The sequence below is a fragment of the Paenibacillus sp. USHLN196 genome (genome assembly GCF_037144955.1).
Taxonomy (GTDB): Bacteria; Bacillota; Bacilli; order Paenibacillales; family Paenibacillaceae; genus Paenibacillus; species Paenibacillus xylanexedens_C.
Genome location: NZ_JBBCYH010000002.1, coordinates 721,422 through 743,512, shown reverse-complemented (window position 1 = coordinate 743,512; position 22,091 = coordinate 721,422). Strand labels below are relative to the sequence as shown.

The window sequence follows — 22,091 nt, the reverse complement described above, 5'->3', positions numbered from 1 at the left end:
AAGGGTGTTTCCACAATGAATAATCGTTCTATCCGTTATCCACAGCCACTCTCGCAAGGGGGTATTGTCGGTGTGGCAGCACCATCCAGCGGTGTAGGCGAATCCCTGCACCATTATCTTGAAGAGAGTAAACGAAACATGGAGCGCCTGGGCTTTGTCGTACAAGAAAGCCCTTCGCTCCGTCACAACACCAAATGTGTGAGTGCCTCCAAAGAGGATCGCGCCGAAGAGTTGAATGCTTTTTTCCGTGACCCTAGTATTCAGGCCATCATTCCTCCTTGGGGTGGGGAGTTCCTCATGGATATCCTCCCCCTGCTGGATTGGGAAGCTTTGAAAACATTGCCGCCCAAATGGGTCATGGGATATTCGGATATCAGCACCTTCCTGTTCGCCTATACCCTGCTCACTGGAACAGCATCAGCACATGGCACCAATTATGTGGATCTAAGATCAAACGCCCTCGATCCCGTGACTGCGCGCTGGATTGATGTGTTACAGACCAAATACGGCGGACAGATCACACAATCATCTTCCACACATTACCAATCTGAATGGAAACCGGATCTACCTGGATTCAATTTGGATACACCTTCGCGCTGGAAACAGCTCGGGCAACCGGAGGATATAGACACCTCGGTATCGTTCTCCGGTCGGCTGATCGGCGGCTGCATGGATACGATCTCCAGTCTGATTGGCACGCCGTATGCACCTGTTTCATCCTATCTGGAGCAATACTGTGCAGTCGAAGGTACCATCTGGTATCTGGAGAGCTGTGAGATGAACGCGGGGGATATCTACCGTCATCTGTGGCAGATGAAACAGGCTGGCTGGTTTGCAGGTGTGAAAGGTTTCATGTTCGGCCGACCTGCCGGTTATTCTGATACAGCGGATTTCAATTTCACCGATGCCCTATCCTCTGCGCTTGGGGATCTGGATGTCCCTGTACTGTACGATGTGGATCTTGGTCATCTTCCGCCTCAGTTAACCTTTGTGAATGGAGCACTGGGCAAAGTGGCTTATGAAAATGGACGCGGGAGCCTTGAGATGGCGTTCGTGTAATCACCTTTTGTAGGCAGATGCATACCTTGAAGTAAGAACTTATTTTGAGGAAGGGTTGTGCATCATGTCTGAATCCACATCCACGCCGTCCACGCGTGTCGTGTATCAAGCCAATCAACCGATGCTTCAATCCGTGCAAAGTGTTCGGAATATGCTTCATCATACAGCCCGGCAGCATGTAGGCAAGAAGGTACAAGTGCAGAATATCGATGGGCAGGTATGGGAAGGCGTCATTATAAGTGCAGACCGGGGAATTCTGTATCTCCAGGTTACCCCGATGCATGGATACCCTGAGCCACGTGCCTTGTTTGGACCGACGATTTTGCCGCTTGTGCTGTATGAATTGTTGGTTATTACACTGTTGATGTAGCTGGTAACATGCCATGATATCCGAACCCGCTTCAAGAAGCTTCGCTCCTGTGACCTTCAGGTCTTAGGAACGAAGCTTTTTTAATCGTTTGGTGATAGTGCGGTATGATTCCTTGCGAGCGTGTGAAATATGATACAATAGTGTCGGCACCACGCCTTATCTCATATGAAACGGAGCTTGATCCGGTTGGAATACATACGTCATGATTCATCACCTGTATCGCAGACCGAGACGGGTATGATTGGCAACACCCCTACTGAACAATCCCGCGTGATTGCAATCTGTCTGCTCGCAGGCAAAATCATGCTGCAAAGCGGTGGTGAGACCTACCGTGTGGAAGATACGATGAAACGTATGGCCGCAGCGCTAGGTTTACCCCATTCGCACAGTTATGTTGTGCCAACAGGTATCTTCTTCTCTGTCGATGCAACTGAACCCGCCAAGCTGATTCGCATCTCTGAGCGTACGACAGATCTGGACAAGGTGTCCGAAGTGAACGCGGTCTCCCGACGCATCGGACAAGGGGAACTATCCGTTCAGGAAGCCCATGACCTGTTGGTACAGATTGAAGGCAAGCCCTCCTCCTATTCAACAGTTGTGCAGCTTGGAGCTGCTGCGTTATCCAGTGGTTGTTTTACTATTATGTTCGGTGGGGGTTGGAGCGACTTTCTTCCGGCGTTAATCTGCGGTGGCATAGGTTATGCAGCCGTTATTGCCTTTCACCGGTTGGTACGGGTCAAATTCTTTGCCGAGCTTACGGCGTCCTTCGTTATTGGCTTGCTCGCTTTTTTCCTGGTCTACATGGGAGCAGGACATGAACGGGACAAAATCATTATTGGTTCGGTTATGCCACTCGTACCGGGATTGTTAATTACCAATGCAGTACGCGATCTGATGGCCGGGCATCTGGTGTCCGGATTATCCAAGGGAGCCGAGGCCTTTCTGACTGCCTTTGCCATAGGTACCGGTATTGCGGTTGTATTTTCACTTTTTATGTAAGACGGAGGAATGCAGGATATGCTCCATTTTATTGAACAAGCCTTGACCAGCTTTGTCGCTTCAGCCGCCTTCGGGATCATCTTCAACGCACCACGGCGCATGCTGCTCCACGGTGGATTTGTCGGCATGATCGGCTGGATTATCTATGTCGTGCTCGAATATGCAGCAGATGCGGTTCCTGCTACACTTGCAGCGACTATAGCCGTAGGGGTCATCAGCCAGTTATTCTCTCGCATGTTTCGTGCCCCTGTCATCATCTTCAGCGTCGCAGGCATCATTCCTCTGGTTCCTGGTGGACTGGCGTATAATGCGATGCGAAGTTTTGTGCAAAATGACTACAGTGCAGCCATGGAGATGGCCGCCAAAGCACTCATGTTATCCGGCGCCATTGCCGTAGGCCTGGTGTTATCCGAGGTATTAAACCAGATGATACGCCGAATTCCCGCCTCAATTCGGGAAAAACCATCGAAATAATCGTTCTTTTCACATATTCAGCACACGTAAGGCCCGTTAGTATACAGGATGAGCTCTTGTATACTAACGGGCCTTACGTATCACTATCCTATAGAGCACTATAGTTCAGTGAGACAATCAAAGCAGTCTATTTACTTCACAAACGTATTCTTCACACGTACCGACTTTAGGAAATACGGGATAAAGATACAACATGTCAGAAGTGATCGTACGATCAACTGAAAAGCCGGAGTTGCATCAAGCGCATGCTGTTCTCTTGGGATTTCATTTCGCGCAATCAGAATCCACGTCACGATGCTTATGATAACATTCATCAGATACATCACCATCATCATGCGTGGAAACTGTCTCTTCCGTTTATATAAAAGAATGAGATTCACGATAACGATCATCAATAGAATGGTACTGCTTATGAAACCAAACCACAGGAGTGGACGGATCATCTCCGTGTAAATCTGAGGATCGACACCACGGCCTACTTCCCACCTGGCAGGGTCCATGATGACATTCACCTGCGATACATCCGAGATGAGAAACACCAGCGCAAGCCAAAGACTGATCTGGATTAAAATGAGCCAGCCGCCTAATCCGGAGATGCCAGGCAGCTCTCCATCCGAATTCATGTGTCTCATGTGTCGTCTATTGTTCATTTCATCCTCCTCATACCGAATGTTAAACTTCTCCAGTAATAACCGCTTGTGCCTAAGTTCCACTTCGTTGCCTGGCCTCAAATAAATTCTGATCCGGGTATACCTTAGCATAATCTGCTGGCTATGCATTTCCTTCCCCAATTCCTTACCTGTTCAAAGTATACCACCGAGGGATGAAACTGCGAAAATCATCATGATCTTCACGTACACGTTCGATCTTGGTCATCATCTCATGTGTCTGTTCCGGCTTGACCTGCTGAATCCACACCACAGAAGACACCAGCGCCATAGCCGTATACAGTGAATACAATCTCCAGAATAACTCATCCGGTTCATTGCCATCGAAATAGCCCTGAATCTGACCCATGGAATACGGAATACTGATCTCTGAAGCAAACAAACCCAACTTCAAAAATTCATGAATGGAATCACCTTGATCATAGCGATTAAAATCAATCACTCCTGCGAGCTTATCCTGATTCACGATCAGATTGCTCGGGTGAAAGTCATCATGCTGAAATCCATCTGGACGATTTTTCATCCAACCGAGATGGTCTTCAATAAACGTTAGAATAGCATGATCCTTGTTCATCACGATTGGGCACTGTTTATACCGCTCAACATAACGTTGATGCTTCGTGCTCTTGCGTATGTACCATGATTCGATCTGTTCCTCCATCGGCAACTGGTGAATCAGCTTTAACTGCGCTCCTGCTTCCAAGCCAACCACCCACTGCTGCTGTTCATTCAACTGAGGCAGTCTCTCAGAAGCATCTTCGCCTTCAATGTAGCTAAGAATCATATAACCGTGCTTCTCATCCAATCTACCAGTGCCCAACGTTGCTGGACACAGTACGCCTAATTGTTGCATGCTCTGCAAACATCGATATTCCCTTTGCTTCATCCATTCCTCAGCAACATCATACACCCTCACCAGCACATGCCCTTGGCCAGGGACAAACATTTTGAATTTAACATCTGCTGAATACCCCTTCATAACAGGTTCAATCCGCGTGGCCTGACCAAGTTCAGGAATCTGTTTTAACCTGTCAATCAACGTATTGTCCATCGATGCATTCCATGTATCGTGTTGTTCCACGTCCCGAATCCTCCGTTGTGTCACGTGTAGCGTGTAGTTTCGTCGTTCTATTCTCACTTTAGTGCTCAGTATATCCTGTAACACTCTTATATGTATTCTATCCATACCTATCATTACCATATGTCCCGTAGTGAATAAAATCTTCCTATTTAAAAAGCACGGATTTGGGTTCTTTGCCTGTCAGGCTTAACATCGTATACAATTGTCCCCTGTGATGATACACATGGCCCATAATCTCAAGCAACCACTCCAGCCGACTATAGGAAGCCCCCCAGTATGAATCCGTCACATGCAGCAATTCTTCGGTATTAAACTGCCTGTAGCGTTGGTACAGATACATCTGGTTATCAATCAGAGCCTGCTTGATCTGACTGAGTGAATGAACCTGATTTTCTGCATAGAATAGAGCCATCTCTTCTTCCGATGCACCTTCCGAAATATAAACATCCGCTCTACAGATCACAGACAGATGGGATAGCAGTTCCCCAACAGGCCGTTTGCCCTCAATTGGAGTCAAAGCCAAATCTTCTTCTGACAGCTGATCACATATATCAATTAATGATGTTACTGCCACATCAATATGTTTGAACGCAGATTGAATCAACAAGTACACTTCCTTTTTATCCCATTATACAGAACACATGATCGGTTATCAACCAAAATATCCCTCCCTAATATATAAACAAGCTACATACCAAATCTAACAATCTACGAACAAAAAAGTCCTTCCTCCTTCTTACAGACGGGATTCAGGACATTTTGTTGCTTATTTGATTTCAAATCTTCGCTCAACTGGAGTATAACGAACAATACGTTTGCTTGAATCGTCCAGCCTCCAGGTCAGACTTGCGAATGAAAAATTGCAATTCCCCGCAATCCCACCATTGGAAACCGATGGCGTCATGTGTATCTATCTTCAACAGCAGCAACGTATCGGATAGTTCCTGCCATGTCCGATCCTCATCACCGCCGTAATGCGAGGTGAGCTTCTTCTCACATTCCTGCTCGTTATAACCATACTCTTCTCCCAGCACGATCTGTAACAAGGCCCGGTGCTCGGCATCCGGATGCTGCCCATCAGGGTATCCAAACATCCCACCCCAATTCAGTGTACTTGGATGATTCCAGTTCGACTCGAATTCAAGGTATCGGTCATACAGATCTATTTCCGCCTCGGTCTCATCGGTCTCAGGCTGCGAAGGCGAGAGCTCGTTCAGCGCGTTGGCGTCTATATAAGCATATGTAGGAAACTCAAGATTAGGCAGCACAGTCACCGAATGTGCAACAAAAGGAGCTCCATCCAGCGCGGTATTACCTTCTGGCTCTCGCCTTATCAGGTTATGAGAACTCGGCTCAAAGATCACACGATGCTCAATGGGACAAGCAGATTCATCCTTACCAACGAAAAAGTATAACATGCCCCGTTCAGGCAAAGTCCCGCGTCCATCATTCGGCGTGTATGGTGATAAATCCACCAGGTTCAACTGGGCCAGGAAAGTCATTGGAACTCCTTCTTGTGTTACCGGCCACTCCATGCGACTTGGTAAATCCGGATGTCCACCTACACGTGAATTCCCTGTTCTGCGATATTCGTCCAATGTGGATACATCGAGGCGAATACCCCAGCGGCTTGAAGATAACAACAGATCGGCAGCGACTCCCAAACCATATTCCTCAAGTGTTTTACGAGCTTTTCTGGTCAGACGTTCACATTGTTCTGGCTTAATCATATAGATCCTCCCCTTCAGGCAATACACCTATGCTGAGACATATTCAGGTTCACCCCTGTATATTCTTCCGTCCTGACGTCTTTCCCTGCTTCTACATAAATTGAACTTAAGAATATTTTACACTTACCACTCCGATGACAAAACAACCTTCCGATCGCTGTGATCCCCAGAATTTTTTAGATTCACCTTTGCAAAGGTAAAAATCCGGGGATAAAGGCGAAGTGTATGCTTCCGAAGTAGCATTCTTGCAGAAAGCTTTTAACTCCGCTTCTTCAGGTTCTTTCTGTCCTCTACATTCTCGTGTAGATGTGTCGTTCCATTTATATAGAAAAAAGAGACTGACATTCCTTGTCAGTCTACTTCCTTATCCTTTATTCCATTTCAACGAATTGGATCAGAGGACTTTTCCTGGTAAGCAAGCATATGCTCCTCACCATCCAGGAATTCATGAGCCTGATGGGCTGCCATCACACCATGATAGCTGATATCCAGACCCAGATCTTCCTCTTCCTCAGTCGAACGAACAGGTACAATTTTGCCAATCAGCTTCAAACCGATCCAGGTCATGGCGAATCCCCAGATGACCAGGGCTGTAAGGCCAAGTGCCTGAACTCCCAGCAACCTCCAGCCGCCGCCCATGAATAATCCACCATCCGTGGCGAATAGACCTACAGCAATCGTTCCCCACATACCAGATGCAGCATGCACCGGGAACGCACCGACCGGATCATCAATCTGCCGACGGTCCAGCCAGTTGGTGGCAGCCATCATTAATAAACCGGATACCGCCCCAATGAATATGGCAGCTACATCGCCAACAAATGCACAGCCTGCTGTAATGCCGACCAGCCCTGCAAGCGAACCGTTAATGACCGATGGTGCATCCGAACGATTGAAGCGGAATAGCGTATACAACAGCGTAACCGCACCACCTGAAGCCGCGGATAACATCGTAACAATAGCAATGTGACCAATTCTTACATCCGTTGCGCTCAGCGTACTGCCGGCATTAAAGCCAAACCAGCCAAACCATAGTAGAAATGCACCTACAGATGCCAGTGGCAGATTGCTCGGAAGTGCAATAGCACTTACGCCAAGCGGCGTGTACTTCCCTTTACGCGGACCAATGATAATCGCAGCAGCCAGTGCCGAGAATCCCCCGAGTGCATGGATGACAGCAGAACCGGCGAAGTCCTGCATCCCCAGCTGACTAAGCCAGCCACCGCCCCATGCCCAGTGTCCACCAATCGGATAGATGATCGCCGTCATCAATATGATATACAGAAGATAGGCACGGAAGTTGATGCGCTCTGCCACTGCTCCTGAGACGATGGAAATTACGGCAATGGTAAAGGCAGCCTGGAACAACCAGAATGTCTCCAGCGATACCGGTACGTCCAGGTGAGACAAATCCCCATTCAGGAAAAATCCCGTTACTCCCGCAAAACCGCCAACGTCCGAACCATACATCAGTCCAAAACCGATAGCATAGAACAATAACGTTCCAATCGTAATGTCAGCAAAAACCTTCATAATAATGTTCACACTATTTTTATAACGTACAAAGCCAGCCTCAAGCAGGGCGAATCCACCCTCCATCAATAAAATCATGGCTGCACTCAGTACGACCCAGACCGTATCAATCCCGGTGCTTAACGTCTCCAAAGTCATGCTTGTACATCCTCCGTTTCACTAAGCTGTCTGAGCTCACGGATTGTATCGGGCGCAAGCTCGATCTCGTCCCGCTCAATGCTGTCCGGATGCTTAATTCGTTCTGCGATCTGATTCAATTCACGTATGCGTCTGCGAATCTGTTCCATCTTGCGAAAACGTTCCTTCACCTGAACCATATATTCCACTGCCTGATGGTGGGATGCAGGGCGTCCCGCAAACCACTTGCGTACGGTTGATAACGATTGATAAGCGACTTCTTCCGCTCGACGCTTTTGTTCGAACTGTTCGATCTTCTGCTTGAGCGTTTCGATCTCATTTTCTTTTTTGACCTTCAGCCGTTCGATAAGGTACAATAAATCGGACGATGATATTTGCAATGCTGTATGGTGATACACCTCGTCGATTACTAACATATCATGTCAGGACTCCTTACATATCAAGTTACTTGTTACCGATTATAGTTTGCCGGGGTCTGTCCGTCAATCTTTTTTTGGAGATGTTACCGTTTGAACATGATCGTTCGTGGAGAACGGCTTATTTTATTTCAACCAAACTGCACCTAACAAGGTTAATTGCTATAGTTATTCGTATTCAGTCATTCAATTGTCCATGCTTATAGAATAAGCATCCACATTTTGGGTAATGGACATAGACAGACTACCATCATCATAGAACCCACATAAGGAGAGGTTTGCACGATGTTTACTCGTAATGACGATATACGTAACCAAATCTGGGAAAGTGTCTCGGGACTTGAAGAAGACCAATTGAACCGGAAACCTTCACCTGAACAATGGAGTATCATGCAAGTACTGCGTCATCTGAATCTGATGGAACATGTAATCGGGCAGCAAGCCCGCCTTGCACTCGAGAAGGAACAGACCGTGTCTGTGGACAAAAAGCCGTATGAATTAACACTGGACCGTAGCCGCTCCGTCGAAGCACCACCCCATCTTCAGCCGCCAGCAGCGCCTGAAGCACTCGCAGATGTACGGAGTGATCTGGACGAATCCCACCAAGCGCTAAACAACTTTGCATCGGATCATGACCCTGACCTTCTGCGCAGCAAGTCCTTTCCTCATCCCGTATTCGGTGAGATGGATCTTACACAATGGATTGACTTCGCAAGTTATCATGAGGAGCGCACTTGGGACAGATTCAGAGCATTAAGCATCAGTTTGGCGTATAAACGTCTTCACATACCGGAGCAATATATTTGAACAACAAAAAACCTCCAATCCTAAAATTTAGGTTGGAGGTTTCAACGTTCCAATATAGTGTTGATACATTCAGACATCCCCATGCTCATATCACAAATAAGCAGAGCACTTATATTTTTTTGCCCAAAATCGCCAGATCTCTATTCACACCATCCAGCACAGCCACTTCGGGATAATATCCCCACTGCTCAAAACCATGCTTGCGCAATAACCCCAGACTCGGTTCGTTATGTCCAAAGACAAATCCGAGAATCGTCGTAATGCCCAGCGCTGGACATGCCGCAAATACGGTATTGAGCAAACGTCCACCCGCCCCAATTCCTCGGCATTGTTGATCCACGTATACACTAACTTCCACCGTTCCATTATACGCAGGGCGTCCATAGAACGAGCTGAGACTCGCCCAAGCTACAACTTGTCCCGCGTGCTTCATCACCCAGAGCGGACGATGATCCGGCGAATGCTCCTCAAACCACGGAACACGTTGCTCCACCGTCACAGGCTCCAGATCCGCTGTGACCATACGGCTCTCGATGGTAGAGTTATATATCTCCACTATTCTTGGCAAGTCCTTCAGGCGCGCATATTCAATCTGCACATCTTCCAACTTCATCGCTATTCCTCCATCATTCCAGATCGAACCTCTAATTATAGAAGATATTATAACGGAGAAGAGAAGTTTTCGTCACCTCTAACATTCTGACAGAGAATTACTCTGCCAGTCCCTGAATTGTGTTCCCACGCGTTAACTGCTGGCTCTGGTCTGCCCAACGAATGTTGATTGAGCGAGATGTGAACAGATCCGGGCCGTCCGATACCTGGAAATGCAGATGAGCTTCGCTGGAGTTTCCCGAATTACCAAGCTCACCGATGAGGTCTCCCTGCTTGAGCTTATCTCCTTTTTGGACCGCAACACTGCCTTCCTTAATATGTCCTGTGATGCTGTACTCCCCATTTCCATGGTCGATCACCACATAGTTACCCGCTGGTTCTTCCGGATTCATGACCCCCGGTACGTTGTCCGGAATGTCGTTCTTGATGTCAACGACAGTACCATCGGCAGCTGCATAGAGCGGTTCACCAAAAGCATAGTAGTTTTCATTTGACGTTGCATCACCTTGATAACTGGATTTATCTTTCGTCCGGACGATGTCTAGTGCATACCGCTGCGTTTCGTGCTCATAATGATAGTTCGACAAGGCATCATTGCCTCCCCAAAATACGTACCATTCCCCCTTCATCGGGAATTGAAATTCGGTTTTGGTGATTTTGGCATCCGTGTCTTCATGAGCTTGCAGTGGTTGAATCAGCAGACCTTCGATCTGATTTTCGTCGGAAAAATAGGCCCGAATCCCTTTCGTTCCTGTCTGATCCTTCCAGGCAACTTCGGATAATTGATTCATTTCGGCGTTTACCACTTGCTCCCACGATTCAACACCCTCCAGAAAAGGATCGGCGGTCGTTTTAAACTGCTCAAGCGTTAACGTTTCCTTCAATTCGGGAGAAAACTGACTATAGATCGCATCCTTTGAACCGTTCATCAACGTATCTATGAAATTGTCCGGTGTAACTATCGTGCTCCCCTCCGCACTTGAGTTCTGCTCCTGATTGGAGTTCTCACTTGCTTCATTATTGGACGTCTGTTCGGCTGACTGCTGCTCCGCCTGGTCGGAAGTAATCGAGTTGCCATTGCCGCAAGCAGACAATATCACGCAAGCTCCAAGGGTAATCGCAAGCACCTTCCAGTCCTTTCTATGCTGTAATTTCGAATATGTGTTTTGTTCTGAGTTCAGATGACCTTTCCTGTTCATTCTCAACATCCCTTCTACTGATCGTTATACTTTCCAGTTAAGTGTACAGAATGAGTCTTATCCTTCGTCTAACCCCAACTTACATGTAGTTAAACTCGCCATGCCTTCTGACGCTGCATAATTAAGATTCCGTTAAGATAGCTCGTTTACGCTATATAGCCCTCTTGGATGGTATGATTAACATTAAACACAAAGGAAGTATCAGGAGGTCATTTGTAAACTATGGATCACGTCTCATTACTGCTTGTGGATGATGAACAGGCTATTCTGCATATGCTCAAAACCGTGCTGCTCAAAGAGCAGTTTCTCGATATTGACACCGTTACAACAGGCGAAGCTGCCCTTGAAGCCTGCAACAACAAGACGTATCATTGCATCGTGCTCGACATCATGCTTCCTGGCAAAAGCGGACTGGAAATCTGTCCTTTCCTACGGCAGGTCACCGATGCTCCTATCCTGTTTCTGACGGCCAAAACAACGGATTATGACAAATTAACCGGGTTCGCCGTCGGTGGCGACGATTATGTTGCCAAACCCTTTAATCCTCTCGAAGTCGTTGCTCGAATTAAATCATTACTGAAGCGTTATTTACCTACAAAAACAGCAGAGATCTCGGACCACGTCTCATCTAACGTAAACACGTCATCTTCCAGTATCCCGGAGGGTGTGTACGACTTTGGACGATTCCAGGTATTAGAATGGGCTGGTGAGCTTCGAGTTGAAGGAGAATCCGTATCCTGTCCGGCACTTGTGTTTCAACTGCTGCTCTTTTTCTGCAAGCATCCCAATCGCATATTCACCAAATCAGATCTATATGAGCGGGTATGGGGCTCTGAAGCCATTAGTGATGACAATACCGTGATGGTCCATATTCACCGCATTCGGGAGCGCATTGAAGCCGATCCTTCCAATCCAGTGTTTCTTGTTAACGTCCGGGGTCTGGGATACAAACTGATTCAGCCGGAACATGTGTCACGCCCATGAGTATTCGTCGCAGGTTAATGACCCGGTTTATCGGGATGCTTGCTGGTGCAGTCGTTCTTATCATCCTGTTTGGGTCTGTAGCCACTTACTGGGTCGTGCAAAAGGTAAATGAAGTGAATCTGGTAGATGATTTTGCTACCAACGGTCTGGACCAATTAATTAATACAGCAGAGATCATGCCGGATAATACCATCCGATATGACCCCGAATTGCTGAAACAAGTGGATAAAAATAAAGGCTGGCTCCAGGTTCTGGATGAACAAGGTTACGCCATTGATGCATATCACACCCCGGCCGATGTTCCTACTCACTATAAGCCAGGAGAATTGATTGCATACTGGGAAAGCCAAAAGCCATTCCCTTATCAGATTGTCATGCTGATCCGGGAGAAGAACGGAAAGGATTTTACCTTGTTATATGGTGAGCGCAACCCGGCAAGGGTCCTAATAAATCAAATTCGTTCGGATCGAGGTCCCACCAGTGGAAAATTCGCTCTTCAACCTGAGCAACAGGAAGCCATTCGTGCCGCCAATGCCTATCTTCAAGTATTGGACCCGTCAGGACGTGAAATCTCCTCCTTCAACAAACCAGCCATGGACGTACCGACCGAATACACCGTTCAGGAACTCGTTCTGCAAGTTCGCTATCCGAGTCGATTCGGCCTGTCTGTTGCAACGTGGTACGACGAACAGAATGAAACCACTTGGCTGATTAGCATTCCTGGTGACCCATCCGCCACCGGGAATCAGAACCCCTACAGTTTTATTCTGGAACCGGCATTGGTTATATTGATCGTGAGCATCATCATTCTGCTCATCTTGCTCGCCTTCTGGTATGCCAACCGCTTCGGCTCGCCCATGCTGCATATGCTCCAATGGTTACAGCGTCTGGAGCGAGGGCATTACGAGGAACCCATCGGAACGTTAGGAGTACCTCGCAGCCAGCGTCGTAACGGAAAATGGAAACGGAAATATCACGTGTATGCTGAGGTGCTCCGCTCCATGCAAGCCTTGTCTCACACGTTGAAACAAGATGAAGAACTTCGGAAACAGACCGATTCACTACGCGAGGAATGGATTGCTGGCATAACACATGATCTTAAGACGCCCCTATCCTCCATTCAGGGATACGCCCATATGCTTGAGGCGGACAAATATAGCTGGACCGAGGAAGAAGTCAGGGAATTCGCAGGCATAATGCTCGATAAATCCATGTATATGGACAGGCTTGTCAACGACCTTGCCATGACCTATCGATTACGCAGTGGAGGATATCAACCTGTGGTGGAAGAAACTGACGTAAATACGTTGCTTCGTGATCTGATTCAGCGCGCTGAACGGAATCCGGTATATGGGGAAGGTCGTATTATCTTCCAAGCTTCCGAAGTGCCAGTATATGGCCTTGTGCATATTCCGTCATTTGAACGAATCGTGGATAATCTGACCGCCAACGCCCTTCTTCATAATCCACTGGAGTCCACCCTGGTCGTTAGTGTTCATTCAGGTAAGCAAGCAGATCAATTCAGCATTCATTTCGCCGATAATGGACGAGGTATGGACTCCGAGACGGTATGGAAGTTATTTGAACGATACTATCGAGGTACAGATACAGGTACATCGGATGTTGGATCAGGTCTGGGCATGGCGGTAACCAAAGGTTTGATCGAAGCCATGAAAGGTCGTATTGAGGTACAGTCCACGCCTGGTGAAGGAACACTCATTCGCTTAATATGGGATGAGCCGTCCCAAACCAATTAAAATGTTCCACTTGACCTTTCCATTTTCAGTCTATATAATCGACACTCAATAACACCTGTTCCAATATATTGATATTGAATGCAACACATTTCAGGATAACTTTAATGAGTTGATCTAACATATTTGGCGATGACCAGAGACATGATTTCGTTTGCGTGCTGCCCAGAGAGAGAGGGGATTGGTGAAACCTTCTTCAGCGAACGGACCGGAATTACCCCTCTGCAGCCGTGACCTCGAACCTCAGCATTTCGAACTTCCCTCGGATGTTTGGCATGCTGCCAGTAGAGTTCACCGCCTGATCCCCGATAACGGATTCCAATGAGGGTTATGATGTTTCCTGTTCACGGCGGCTGGCCGAGAGCAGGGTGCACCATAACCAAAATTAGGGTGGAACCACGAGCCAAGCGCACTCGTCCCTTTTCCGGGACGGGTGTTTTTTGCGCTTTCATTTTAAGAAATGGAGAGTGGTTCACATGAGCAAACAAGAAAACAGTAAATCAGCAAGCAACAAATCAAGTAACGAAATAAACAGCCAAGCAAATGATCTGCAACCATCCAGTCATTCCATTGAGGTCCGTCTGCAAGGCGGCGCGGTACGTTCTTACGAAGCAGGCATCACTGTAGGGGCAGTCGCCTCATCCATCAGCGCAAGTCTTGGGAAACAGGCTATCGGCGGTATTGTAGATGGTCAAAATGTCGATCTCGATTGGGTGCTCAAGCAAGATTGCCAACTTGTCATCGTTACTTTGGACAGTGCGGAAGGTCTGTATCGTTATCGTCACAGCGCAGCACATGTGCTGGCACAGGCGCTCAAACGTATCTACGGTGCAGAACAAGTAAAACTGGGCATCGGCCCCGTCATTGAAGATGGATTCTATTACGATGTCGATCTGGAGCACGCCCTTTCCATCAGTGATCTGGCCGCCATTGAGCGGGAAATGAACAAAATCATTCAGGAGAATCATAAGATCAGTCGCCGGGTCGTTAACCGGGAAGAAGCCCTTCGGATCTTCGGAGAAATCCAGGACCTCTACAAGCTTGAACTCATTCAGGATTTGCCAGAGGACGCCGAACTTTCGATCTATGATCAAGGAGAGTTCTTCGATCTGTGCCGCGGTCCCCATCTTCCATCCACTGGTCGGATCAAGGCGTTCAAGCTCTTGAATGTAGCTGGTGCGTACTGGCGGGGGAACTCGGATAATAAGATGCTGCAACGCATCTACGGCACTGCTTTTCCGAACAAAGCCCAGCTGGATGAACATCTGCACATGCTCGAAGAAGCGAAAAAACGGGATCACCGTAAACTCGGCAAAGAGCTTGAACTGTTCATGTTCTCCGAAGAAGCTCCCGGCATGCCCTTCTATCTGCCCAAGGGCATGACTGTTCGCACTGAACTGGAGCAGTTCTCCCGTGAGCTGCAATTGCAAGAGGGATATCAGGAAGTCCGGACTCCTCTCATGATGAACAACCGGTTGTGGGAGCAATCCGGCCACTGGGAGCATTACAAGGACAACATGTATTTTTCGGAAGTGGACGATGCCACTTTTGCACTGAAACCGATGAACTGCCCCGGGCACATGCTGATCTTCAAAAATACACTCCATTCCTATCGCGAATTACCGATTCGCATGATGGAATTCGGTCAGGTTCACCGTCATGAATTCTCAGGTGCCCTGAACGGCATGATGCGTGTGCGGACATTCTGCCAGGATGATGCCCATCTCTACGTCATGCCAGAGCAGATCGAGGACGAGATCAATCAGGCGATCTCACTGATCGGACGTATGTACGATATCTTTGGTTTCGAATATAAGATTGAATTGTCCACTCGTCCGGAAGATTCCATGGGATCTGAGGAACTGTGGGATCAGGCGGAACGCGCATTGCAAAATGTTCTGGATCGTCGGGGCGTGCAGTATCGCATTAACGAAGGGGACGGTGCCTTTTATGGACCAAAAATTGACTTTCATATCCTTGATGCGCTGAAGCGTAGCTGGCAGTGCGGAACAATCCAGCTTGATTTTCAAATGCCGGAGAAGTTCGACCTCACTTACATTGGCGAAGATAGCCTGAAACACCGTCCTGTCGTGATCCATCGTGCCATCTATGGTTCCATCGATCGTTTCATCGGCATCCTGACTGAGCACTATGCAGGAGCGTTCCCACTCTGGCTCGCACCTGTGCAAGTGAAGCTGCTGCCTGTATCAGATCATTACGCAGACTACGCACTCCAAGTACAGAGCCAGCTCCGAGCTGCGGGCATTCGAGTAGAAACAGATTTGCGCAGCGAGAAGCTCGGGTACAAAATCCGTGAAGCCCAGATGGAAAAAGTACCTTATTCCCTCGTACTTGGAGAGAATGAAAAAAATGCCTCATCCGCCTCTGTCCGTGCATACGGTCAGGGAGATCAAGGCATCCAACGTATTGAAGCTGTTATTGAAATGATCCAACAGGCGGTGAAAGCTAAAATCTGATCCACATCCGCGTCACAACTTCTCGTCAGGCTTCAGTCCAACCTGTTCTTCGCTCCATGTCCAGAAGCGCTCAGCTGAAGCATCATCAACGGCATGTGCCTTCAGCTGCTGCTCTTTCTGTTGATAGAAGTAACGCCCGGTGATCCCGACAACTTCAGGGCTTGTGGCCAGATAGACAGCCGTTCGCGCCCCTTCTTTAGGGGACAGAAAGAATGGAAGCTTACCTGCAAACGCCATAATGCGTGTGCCAAATCCGGTATTGCGATCTACACCAATACTCGTTCCCACCGCACCAGGGTGTAGACAGTTCACTGTGACAGACGTACCTGACAGTTTGCGTGCCAGTGCACGAGTGAACAGCACGTTCGCCAGTTTGGATTGAGCATAGCTTTTGATCGGATTATAACCTTTGTGCAGATGTGGATCTTCGAAGTGAATCTTACCGGCTTTGTACGCACCTGACGACACGTTCACAATCCGCCCCTGCTTCGCAGCTTTCAGAGGTTCAATCAAAAGTAAGGTCAACAGGAAGTGCCCCAGATGGTTAATGCCGATACTCTGTTCGAACCCGTCTGAGGTTTCCTTCCGCTTGACCATCACCACCCCCGCATTATTAACCAAAACGTCAAGGCTGTCATGGCGCTCGCGGAATGTTCGGGCAAACTGGCGTATGCTTTCGAGTGAACCGAGGTCACACAACATCAATTCAATCGCAGAAGAGCCGGACTGACGCACAGCTTCCTGAAGAGCCTCCTGTCCGCGCTTCTCACTGCGGCATGCCATAATTACGCGATATCCTTGCCTTGCAAGTTCAATGGTGGTTGCCAACCCCATACCTGAGTTAGCTCCTGTTACAATTGCTGTCTGATTGGACATGAGGGTACTTCCCTTCTGAACCTGAGGTTCCGAAATTAGAGGCGCGACGACGGACAATATGAGATAATGATAGGATCACATCTCGGTTTCCATGGGAGGACAAGTATGCTGACCAAAGAAGATTTTAAAAAAGTTAAAAAACAAGCCAAACTTGAAATCGCACTACTCGAACAGGAATATCAGGAAATCTTGCAGAACGTTGACTCTACGCTGTATGAAAAATACGGTATTTTGGACAAAGAAGAAACATGTGAGCTCACCCGAAAACGCAAAAACCGAAGATATGCTTCACTCGTCATCGAACTATGCGCCATTACTGAACAAATGTTACATCAACTGTACAGAGACGTATATCAGAAAAAGTTTAATTCGACCCAGCTGATGAAAACTCCTGCCTACCGTGCACGCTCCAACATGGAGATTATTCAGGCCGAACTGAGTAAAGAGTTCATTGCTCTGGAATCCGAAAAGGAACACTTCGCTGAAGCCCTTAGCCTGGTGTTTCAGACGAGGAACAAACTTGTTCATGATAATTTCTCATTTGTCACCATCATTAAAGATGGCAGTAATGAAGAAGAAACGTTCGAAGCGCTGCTCCATACCGTTAAAAAATATAGAAAACACTTGAAATATAATCGCCCTGAATAACAACAATCATTTCTAAAAAATATAAGGAGGTGTACCGGACTACGGTCCGAATAACCATGAACCATCCAACAACTTCGATTACTGTGCTACATCTTCAGATTCCTACGCCTTCTGGGAACAGTCCCATATTCCCCGTCATGCTTCGTGATGTAGATGGCGTTACCCTGGTGGATACAGGCATGATTGGACAATTCGCTGAACTTCAATCCGCATTGGAACAAGAGGGCGTACAGCTCTCGGACGTCAAACGTGTGATTATTACTCATCAGGACATCGATCATATCGGTAACTTGGGTGCTCTTCTGGATGCCATCCCTGATCTGGAAATCTGGGCACATGCCGATGAGATTCCATATCTAACCGGTGAGAAACCTTTGATCAAATTCACGCCTGAACGTCGTGCTCTGCTGCCCGCGCCCGTTTTGGCACTGGCAGACCAACTGCTCTTGCAGCTACCTGAAGTGAACATTAGTAGAACTCTGGCAGACGGAGACTTGTTGCCCCTTCAAGGTGGTACACAGGTCATTCATACACCGGGACATACGCCAGGTCATATCTGCCTGTATTTCGGAGAGCAGCAGTTCCTTCTTGCTGCCGATGAACTTCGTGTGGTTGATGATGAACTGGTTGGCCCTGCGCCACCCGCGACACCGGACATGCCTGAAGCGCTGCGAAGCCTGAAGAAACTGACAGACCTCAAACTCAATAAGGTTCTCTGTTATCACGGTGGAGAGTACATGAATGACCCGGCTCAGCGAATTGCCACTCTTGCAGAGAGCGCAGAGTAAGTAAAAAACGCAGACTTGTGAGTGTTTGGAACGACAACAGATCCTGTTAAAGCTTCTTATCTTGGTGTGGTATTGTGCGATATAGCTCATTCAAGATTAGAATGACATCTACATTAAAATCAAGGAGCTGTCCCAAATGTCATGAACTTGACGGGACAGCTCCTTTGATTATTTACCATGTACATTCCTATTGTATATGGCATGTGCAAGGCATCTACTATTGCGCACGGTGTGTAAGCAGTATCTTCTAGTGCACCACGGCATGTGCACAGTATCTTTCCCCTGCCCGTTTTGCAAAGCCATTCACCGAAAAATCCGCAGCGTAAGTGTCCACCTTATTTACTGAGTTCCACCTCTAATGAATTGAGCACACTCTAAACGTAATAGTTGTTTCCTAACGAATCTTAGACACCCTATATGCAGTATTTTTAGCATCATAGTTTCCTAACGAACTCCAGACACCTTATTTACCGATTTCGTTGGTTTTTCCGCAGGTTTCGAGTGAATTCTGGCGATATAACGTGGCTGAGGTTCGTTACGTTATTCATAGACATCTAAACCTCTATATAAGGTGTGTCAGGTTCGTTAGAAAAATTATAGAGAGCGATTCAGTGCTTTTACAGCGAGACAATTCGGTTCGACGCGTGCTTCAACACTGATTCATCTCCTCTGACTCCCAACTCAACTCTCCGGAGTAAGCACAATTAGCTTGTCATCCCCATCACGTGGCGATCCCCGTCCATCCCGATTGTTCGTAAGCACGTACAACTTTCCGTCCTCACCCGCACTCACATTGCGAATCCGGCCCCACTCCTCTTCGAAGATGGGTTCCACCTGCTCTACCTGTGTACCATCTTCCGAAAGAGTGACCTTCAGCAACTGCTCTCCACGCAGATTCGCAGCAATCAGTGATCCGGCCCATGGTCCTTCCTCGACAAAAGCTACACCGGACGGAGCCCAGGTGTCATTCCCACTATGTGCAAGCGGAGCCTGATATGTGCCGTTGTCATCGTCGTCTCCTTCCACCTCGGGCCAGCCATAATTCTCACCGGCTACAATCCGGTTAATCTCATCGTGATTCCGCTGCCCATGCTCGGTAGAATATAGATAGCCGTTGTCCGGGTTCCAGGCAAGTCCTTGTGCGTTACGGTGTCCCATACTGTATACAGGAGAATTCGGCCATGGGTTGTCAGCAGGGATCGATCCATCGAGACCAATCCGCAATATTTTACCCCCAAGGCTATCTTCGTTCTGGGACAGTTCCGGTTCATACCGCTCACCTGTCGTGATATAGAGCAACTTGTCCGGGCCAATCTTGATCCGCCCACCATTATGATTCGTTCCGCCTGGAATGTTACCAAGCAGCTCTTGATCTATGACCGCTTTGCCATCATTCACCTTGAGACGTAACACCCGATTCGCAATGTCATCGCCTTCCAGATAGGAGTGGTATGCATACAGATAACCGTTCTCCTCGAAGTCCGGATCCGCTGCCAGGCCCAACAGACCTCCTTCACCTTCTTCATTAAAGGGGGCTGAGAATTCAATCAGTGGTTCAGGGGCAAGTTTGCCATCCTCAATGACCCGAATCGCACCAGGGCGTTCAGTTACAAACATCCGACCATCAGGCACACTCACAATCTCCCATGGTGCATTCAGTCCTTCAACGAGAACGGACGCCTGATACGGAATAACCGCCTCCCCCTGCGCTCCACTATCGCTTCCACTTACAGTGTCATTGCCTCCATTGGCTGTCTGTCCCTGACCTGCTCCCTGACCCTGAGACGTCTGCTCTGTTCCTCCTGTAGAGGGATCACCTGAAGAGCATGACGCAGTTAACAATGCCACACTTAATAAAGAAGCATATAGTGGAACGGTTACTCGATTATTCATGATTACATCTCCCTTCGCATATCGTTCTTTTGTATAAAATAAGTAAGTCAAGCTTCAACGTATTGTTAATGGATTGCTCTCTATAGTTGTGGTGTTATTATTCATCGGTAAAGCGGTTTCGCCCTGTATTACCCTTCACACCAGCCGCTTAAACCGGGATTCAAGGTATTCCGAGGACATGAAATCACCGCAGTTTGGAATTCCATCATAATCTTTTATAATAGAAGGATAGTATGAATGGAAAGGTGGACAACTACACTTATGAATCAAAACCCTTTATCTCGTCTTGAAGCCGGTCTGTCCGGGCAAGGATTGGACGCCATGCTCATTACAGATCCGAAACATATCTACTATTTGACTGGATTTGCAAGCAATCCGCATGAACGTTTCCTTGGTCTGGTTCTGGCACGCGGAGAAGAACCTTTGTTAATCGTTCCTGCACTCGATGCTGAAGCTGCCGCTGCTGCTTCCTCGGTATCTAATATTGCCACTCACACGGATACGGATAATCCATACGCTTTGTTTGATCGTTATCAGGGGCGCTTGGGCCGAGTAGGTCTCGAAAAAGAGTACGTGACGGTCGCACGTTATGAGCAGTTGACCGCCGCACTGGGTGCTGCCAGCTTTGAAGATGTTGGCCCCCTGCTTCGCACATTACGTGTGAAAAAAACACCTGATGAGGTAGCCCGCATTCGCCATGCTATTTATCTGATCGAAGAAACACTGCGTCAAGGCCTCTCTCACGTTCGTACAGGCGTAACCGAGATCGAGCTTGTTGCCGAGATGGAGTATCAGATGAAGAAACTGGGCGCTGATGGCCCATCCTTTGACACCATGGTGCTCACGGGACCCAAAACAGGTCTGCCACACGGTACACCGGGTGAACGGAAACTGCAACATGGTGACCTGTTGATGTTCGACATGGGTGTCTATGCCGGCGGATATGCCTCGGATATCACGCGTACATTCGCTTTTGGTGACATCTCACCTGAACTCAAAACCATCTATAACACCGTGCTCGCAGCGAACGAAGCTGCCATCCAAGTGGTGAAACCAGGCATTACCTGTGCGGAAGTGGATCGTGCAGCACGTCAGGTGACGGAAGTAGCGGGATACGGCGAACGCTTCATGCACAGAGTAGGCCATGGATTGGGTATCGACGTGCATGAGTATCCTTCTCTACATGGAGAAAATATGGACATCCTGAATGAAGGTACCGTATTCACGATTGAACCGGGCATATATACCGCAGCAGGCGGCGTCCGTATCGAAGATGATGTCATCGTGACCGAGACGGGTGTGGAAGTTCTGACAACATATCCAAAAGAACTGCAAATCCTTACCGACTAATGTAATTGGATCTATGTCAAAAACAGCCCATATACATCAATACTTAGCCGATATTGTGCATCATGAACTAAACTGCACGAAACTGTGCTGAACTGTATCTTCAAAATAATATACTCCTTTCGCGTACGCCTCAGGCCTGTATACAGAAAAAGTAGCAAGTACACACGCGAACGCAAAAATCCCGCAATTCCATGAATATCATGGGTTGCGGGATTGTAATTAATACGAAGCATAT

The 22,091-nt window shown here is 47.8% G+C and carries 21 protein-coding genes; 11 read left to right on the top strand and 10 right to left on the bottom strand.

Annotation, left to right across the window (positions count from 1 at the left end):
• The first annotated feature begins 15 nt into the window (after positions 1-15).
• The 4 genes from WFI24_RS06705 (at position 16) to WFI24_RS06690 (ending at position 2,902) form a co-directional block, all read left to right on the top strand.
• Positions 16-1,059, top strand: a complete 1,044-nt coding sequence (locus tag WFI24_RS06705; RefSeq protein ID WP_336759604.1) for a S66 family peptidase — start codon at positions 16-18, stop codon at positions 1,057-1,059.
• A gap of 64 nt (positions 1,060-1,123) precedes the next feature.
• Positions 1,124-1,429: a hypothetical protein gene (locus WFI24_RS06700; protein ID WP_047842070.1), complete on the top strand. Its 306-nt coding sequence runs from the start codon at positions 1,124-1,126 to the stop codon at positions 1,427-1,429.
• Positions 1,430-1,666: 237 nt separating this feature from the next.
• A complete protein-coding gene (locus WFI24_RS06695; RefSeq protein ID WP_336759645.1) occupies positions 1,667-2,428 on the top strand; it encodes a threonine/serine exporter family protein in 762 nt (253 codons plus the stop codon).
• Positions 2,429-2,446: 18 nt separating this feature from the next.
• Entirely contained in the window at positions 2,447-2,902 is a 456-nt protein-coding gene (locus tag WFI24_RS06690; RefSeq protein WP_336759603.1) for a threonine/serine exporter family protein, read from the top strand.
• A gap of 131 nt (positions 2,903-3,033) precedes the next feature.
• On the opposite strand, the gene WFI24_RS06685 is transcribed toward WFI24_RS06690, so the two are convergent.
• The 6 genes from WFI24_RS06685 to WFI24_RS06660 form a co-directional block, all read right to left on the bottom strand.
• Entirely contained in the window at positions 3,034-3,552 is a 519-nt protein-coding gene (locus tag WFI24_RS06685) for a DUF2569 domain-containing protein (RefSeq protein ID WP_336759602.1), read from the bottom strand.
• A 145-nt stretch (positions 3,553-3,697) separates the two neighbouring features.
• Positions 3,698-4,651, bottom strand: coding sequence for an aminoglycoside phosphotransferase family protein (locus tag WFI24_RS06680; protein ID WP_336759601.1), 954 nt, complete (start codon positions 4,649-4,651; stop codon positions 3,698-3,700).
• A 145-nt stretch (positions 4,652-4,796) separates the two neighbouring features.
• Complete coding sequence (locus tag WFI24_RS06675) at positions 4,797-5,264, bottom strand: DinB family protein (protein ID WP_336759600.1); 468 nt, start codon at positions 5,262-5,264, stop codon at positions 4,797-4,799.
• A 175-nt stretch (positions 5,265-5,439) separates the two neighbouring features.
• Entirely contained in the window at positions 5,440-6,381 is a 942-nt protein-coding gene (locus WFI24_RS06670) for a YwqG family protein (protein WP_336759599.1), read from the bottom strand.
• Positions 6,382-6,762: 381 nt separating this feature from the next.
• Positions 6,763-8,052, bottom strand: a complete 1,290-nt coding sequence (locus WFI24_RS06665) for an ammonium transporter (protein ID WP_336759598.1) — start codon at positions 8,050-8,052, stop codon at positions 6,763-6,765.
• Complete coding sequence (locus tag WFI24_RS06660) at positions 8,049-8,468, bottom strand: hypothetical protein (protein ID WP_336759597.1); 420 nt, start codon at positions 8,466-8,468, stop codon at positions 8,049-8,051. The genes WFI24_RS06665 and WFI24_RS06660 overlap by 4 nt, the downstream gene beginning before the upstream one ends.
• Before the next feature lie 285 nt (positions 8,469-8,753).
• Here WFI24_RS06660 and WFI24_RS06655 point away from each other — a divergent pair, with 285 nt between their 5' ends.
• The gene (locus WFI24_RS06655) at positions 8,754-9,275 is read left to right on the top strand and encodes a DinB family protein (RefSeq protein ID WP_336759596.1); all 522 of its coding nucleotides are present in this window, start codon (positions 8,754-8,756) and stop codon (positions 9,273-9,275) included.
• 109 nt (positions 9,276-9,384) lie between these two features.
• Here the strand turns inward: WFI24_RS06655 and WFI24_RS06650 are convergent, their stop codons facing one another.
• Both WFI24_RS06650 and WFI24_RS06645 read right to left on the bottom strand, forming a co-directional pair.
• Positions 9,385-9,888, bottom strand: coding sequence for a GNAT family N-acetyltransferase (locus WFI24_RS06650; protein WP_336759595.1), 504 nt, complete (start codon positions 9,886-9,888; stop codon positions 9,385-9,387).
• Between the two features lie 97 nt (positions 9,889-9,985).
• Positions 9,986-11,086, bottom strand: a complete 1,101-nt coding sequence (locus WFI24_RS06645; RefSeq protein ID WP_336759594.1) for a M23 family metallopeptidase — start codon at positions 11,084-11,086, stop codon at positions 9,986-9,988.
• Between the two features lie 222 nt (positions 11,087-11,308).
• Here WFI24_RS06645 and WFI24_RS06640 point away from each other — a divergent pair, with 222 nt between their 5' ends.
• The 3 genes from WFI24_RS06640 to thrS all read left to right on the top strand — a co-directional run bounded on the left by WFI24_RS06640 (position 11,309) and on the right by thrS (position 16,301).
• A complete protein-coding gene (locus WFI24_RS06640; RefSeq protein WP_336759593.1) occupies positions 11,309-12,070 on the top strand; it encodes a response regulator transcription factor in 762 nt (253 codons plus the stop codon).
• The gene (locus WFI24_RS06635) at positions 12,067-13,827 is read left to right on the top strand and encodes a sensor histidine kinase (protein WP_336759592.1); all 1,761 of its coding nucleotides are present in this window, start codon (positions 12,067-12,069) and stop codon (positions 13,825-13,827) included. Before WFI24_RS06640 ends, WFI24_RS06635 begins: the two co-directional genes overlap by 4 nt.
• Before the next feature lie 473 nt (positions 13,828-14,300).
• A complete protein-coding gene (gene thrS, locus WFI24_RS06630; protein ID WP_336759591.1) occupies positions 14,301-16,301 on the top strand; it encodes a threonine--tRNA ligase in 2,001 nt (666 codons plus the stop codon).
• A gap of 12 nt (positions 16,302-16,313) precedes the next feature.
• Here the strand turns inward: thrS and WFI24_RS06625 are convergent, their stop codons facing one another.
• Positions 16,314-17,177 (bottom strand): SDR family oxidoreductase, encoded by an 864-nt coding sequence (locus tag WFI24_RS06625; protein WP_336759590.1) that lies wholly within the window; start codon positions 17,175-17,177, stop codon positions 16,314-16,316.
• 105 nt (positions 17,178-17,282) lie between these two features.
• Between WFI24_RS06625 and WFI24_RS06620 the strand changes: the two genes are divergently transcribed.
• Together WFI24_RS06620 and WFI24_RS06615 are read left to right on the top strand one after the other, a co-directional pair.
• Positions 17,283-17,825 (top strand): hypothetical protein, encoded by a 543-nt coding sequence (locus tag WFI24_RS06620; protein ID WP_336759589.1) that lies wholly within the window; start codon positions 17,283-17,285, stop codon positions 17,823-17,825.
• 56 nt (positions 17,826-17,881) lie between these two features.
• Positions 17,882-18,613 (top strand): MBL fold metallo-hydrolase, encoded by a 732-nt coding sequence (locus tag WFI24_RS06615; protein WP_336759588.1) that lies wholly within the window; start codon positions 17,882-17,884, stop codon positions 18,611-18,613.
• Positions 18,614-19,294: 681 nt separating this feature from the next.
• Here WFI24_RS06615 and WFI24_RS06610 read toward each other — a convergent pair.
• Positions 19,295-20,506: a PQQ-dependent sugar dehydrogenase gene (locus WFI24_RS06610; RefSeq protein WP_336759587.1), complete on the bottom strand. Its 1,212-nt coding sequence runs from the start codon at positions 20,504-20,506 to the stop codon at positions 19,295-19,297.
• Positions 20,507-20,767: 261 nt separating this feature from the next.
• Here WFI24_RS06610 and WFI24_RS06605 point away from each other — a divergent pair, with 261 nt between their 5' ends.
• Entirely contained in the window at positions 20,768-21,856 is a 1,089-nt protein-coding gene (locus WFI24_RS06605) for a M24 family metallopeptidase (protein WP_336759586.1), read from the top strand.
• Positions 21,857-22,091: the final 235 nt, after the last annotated feature.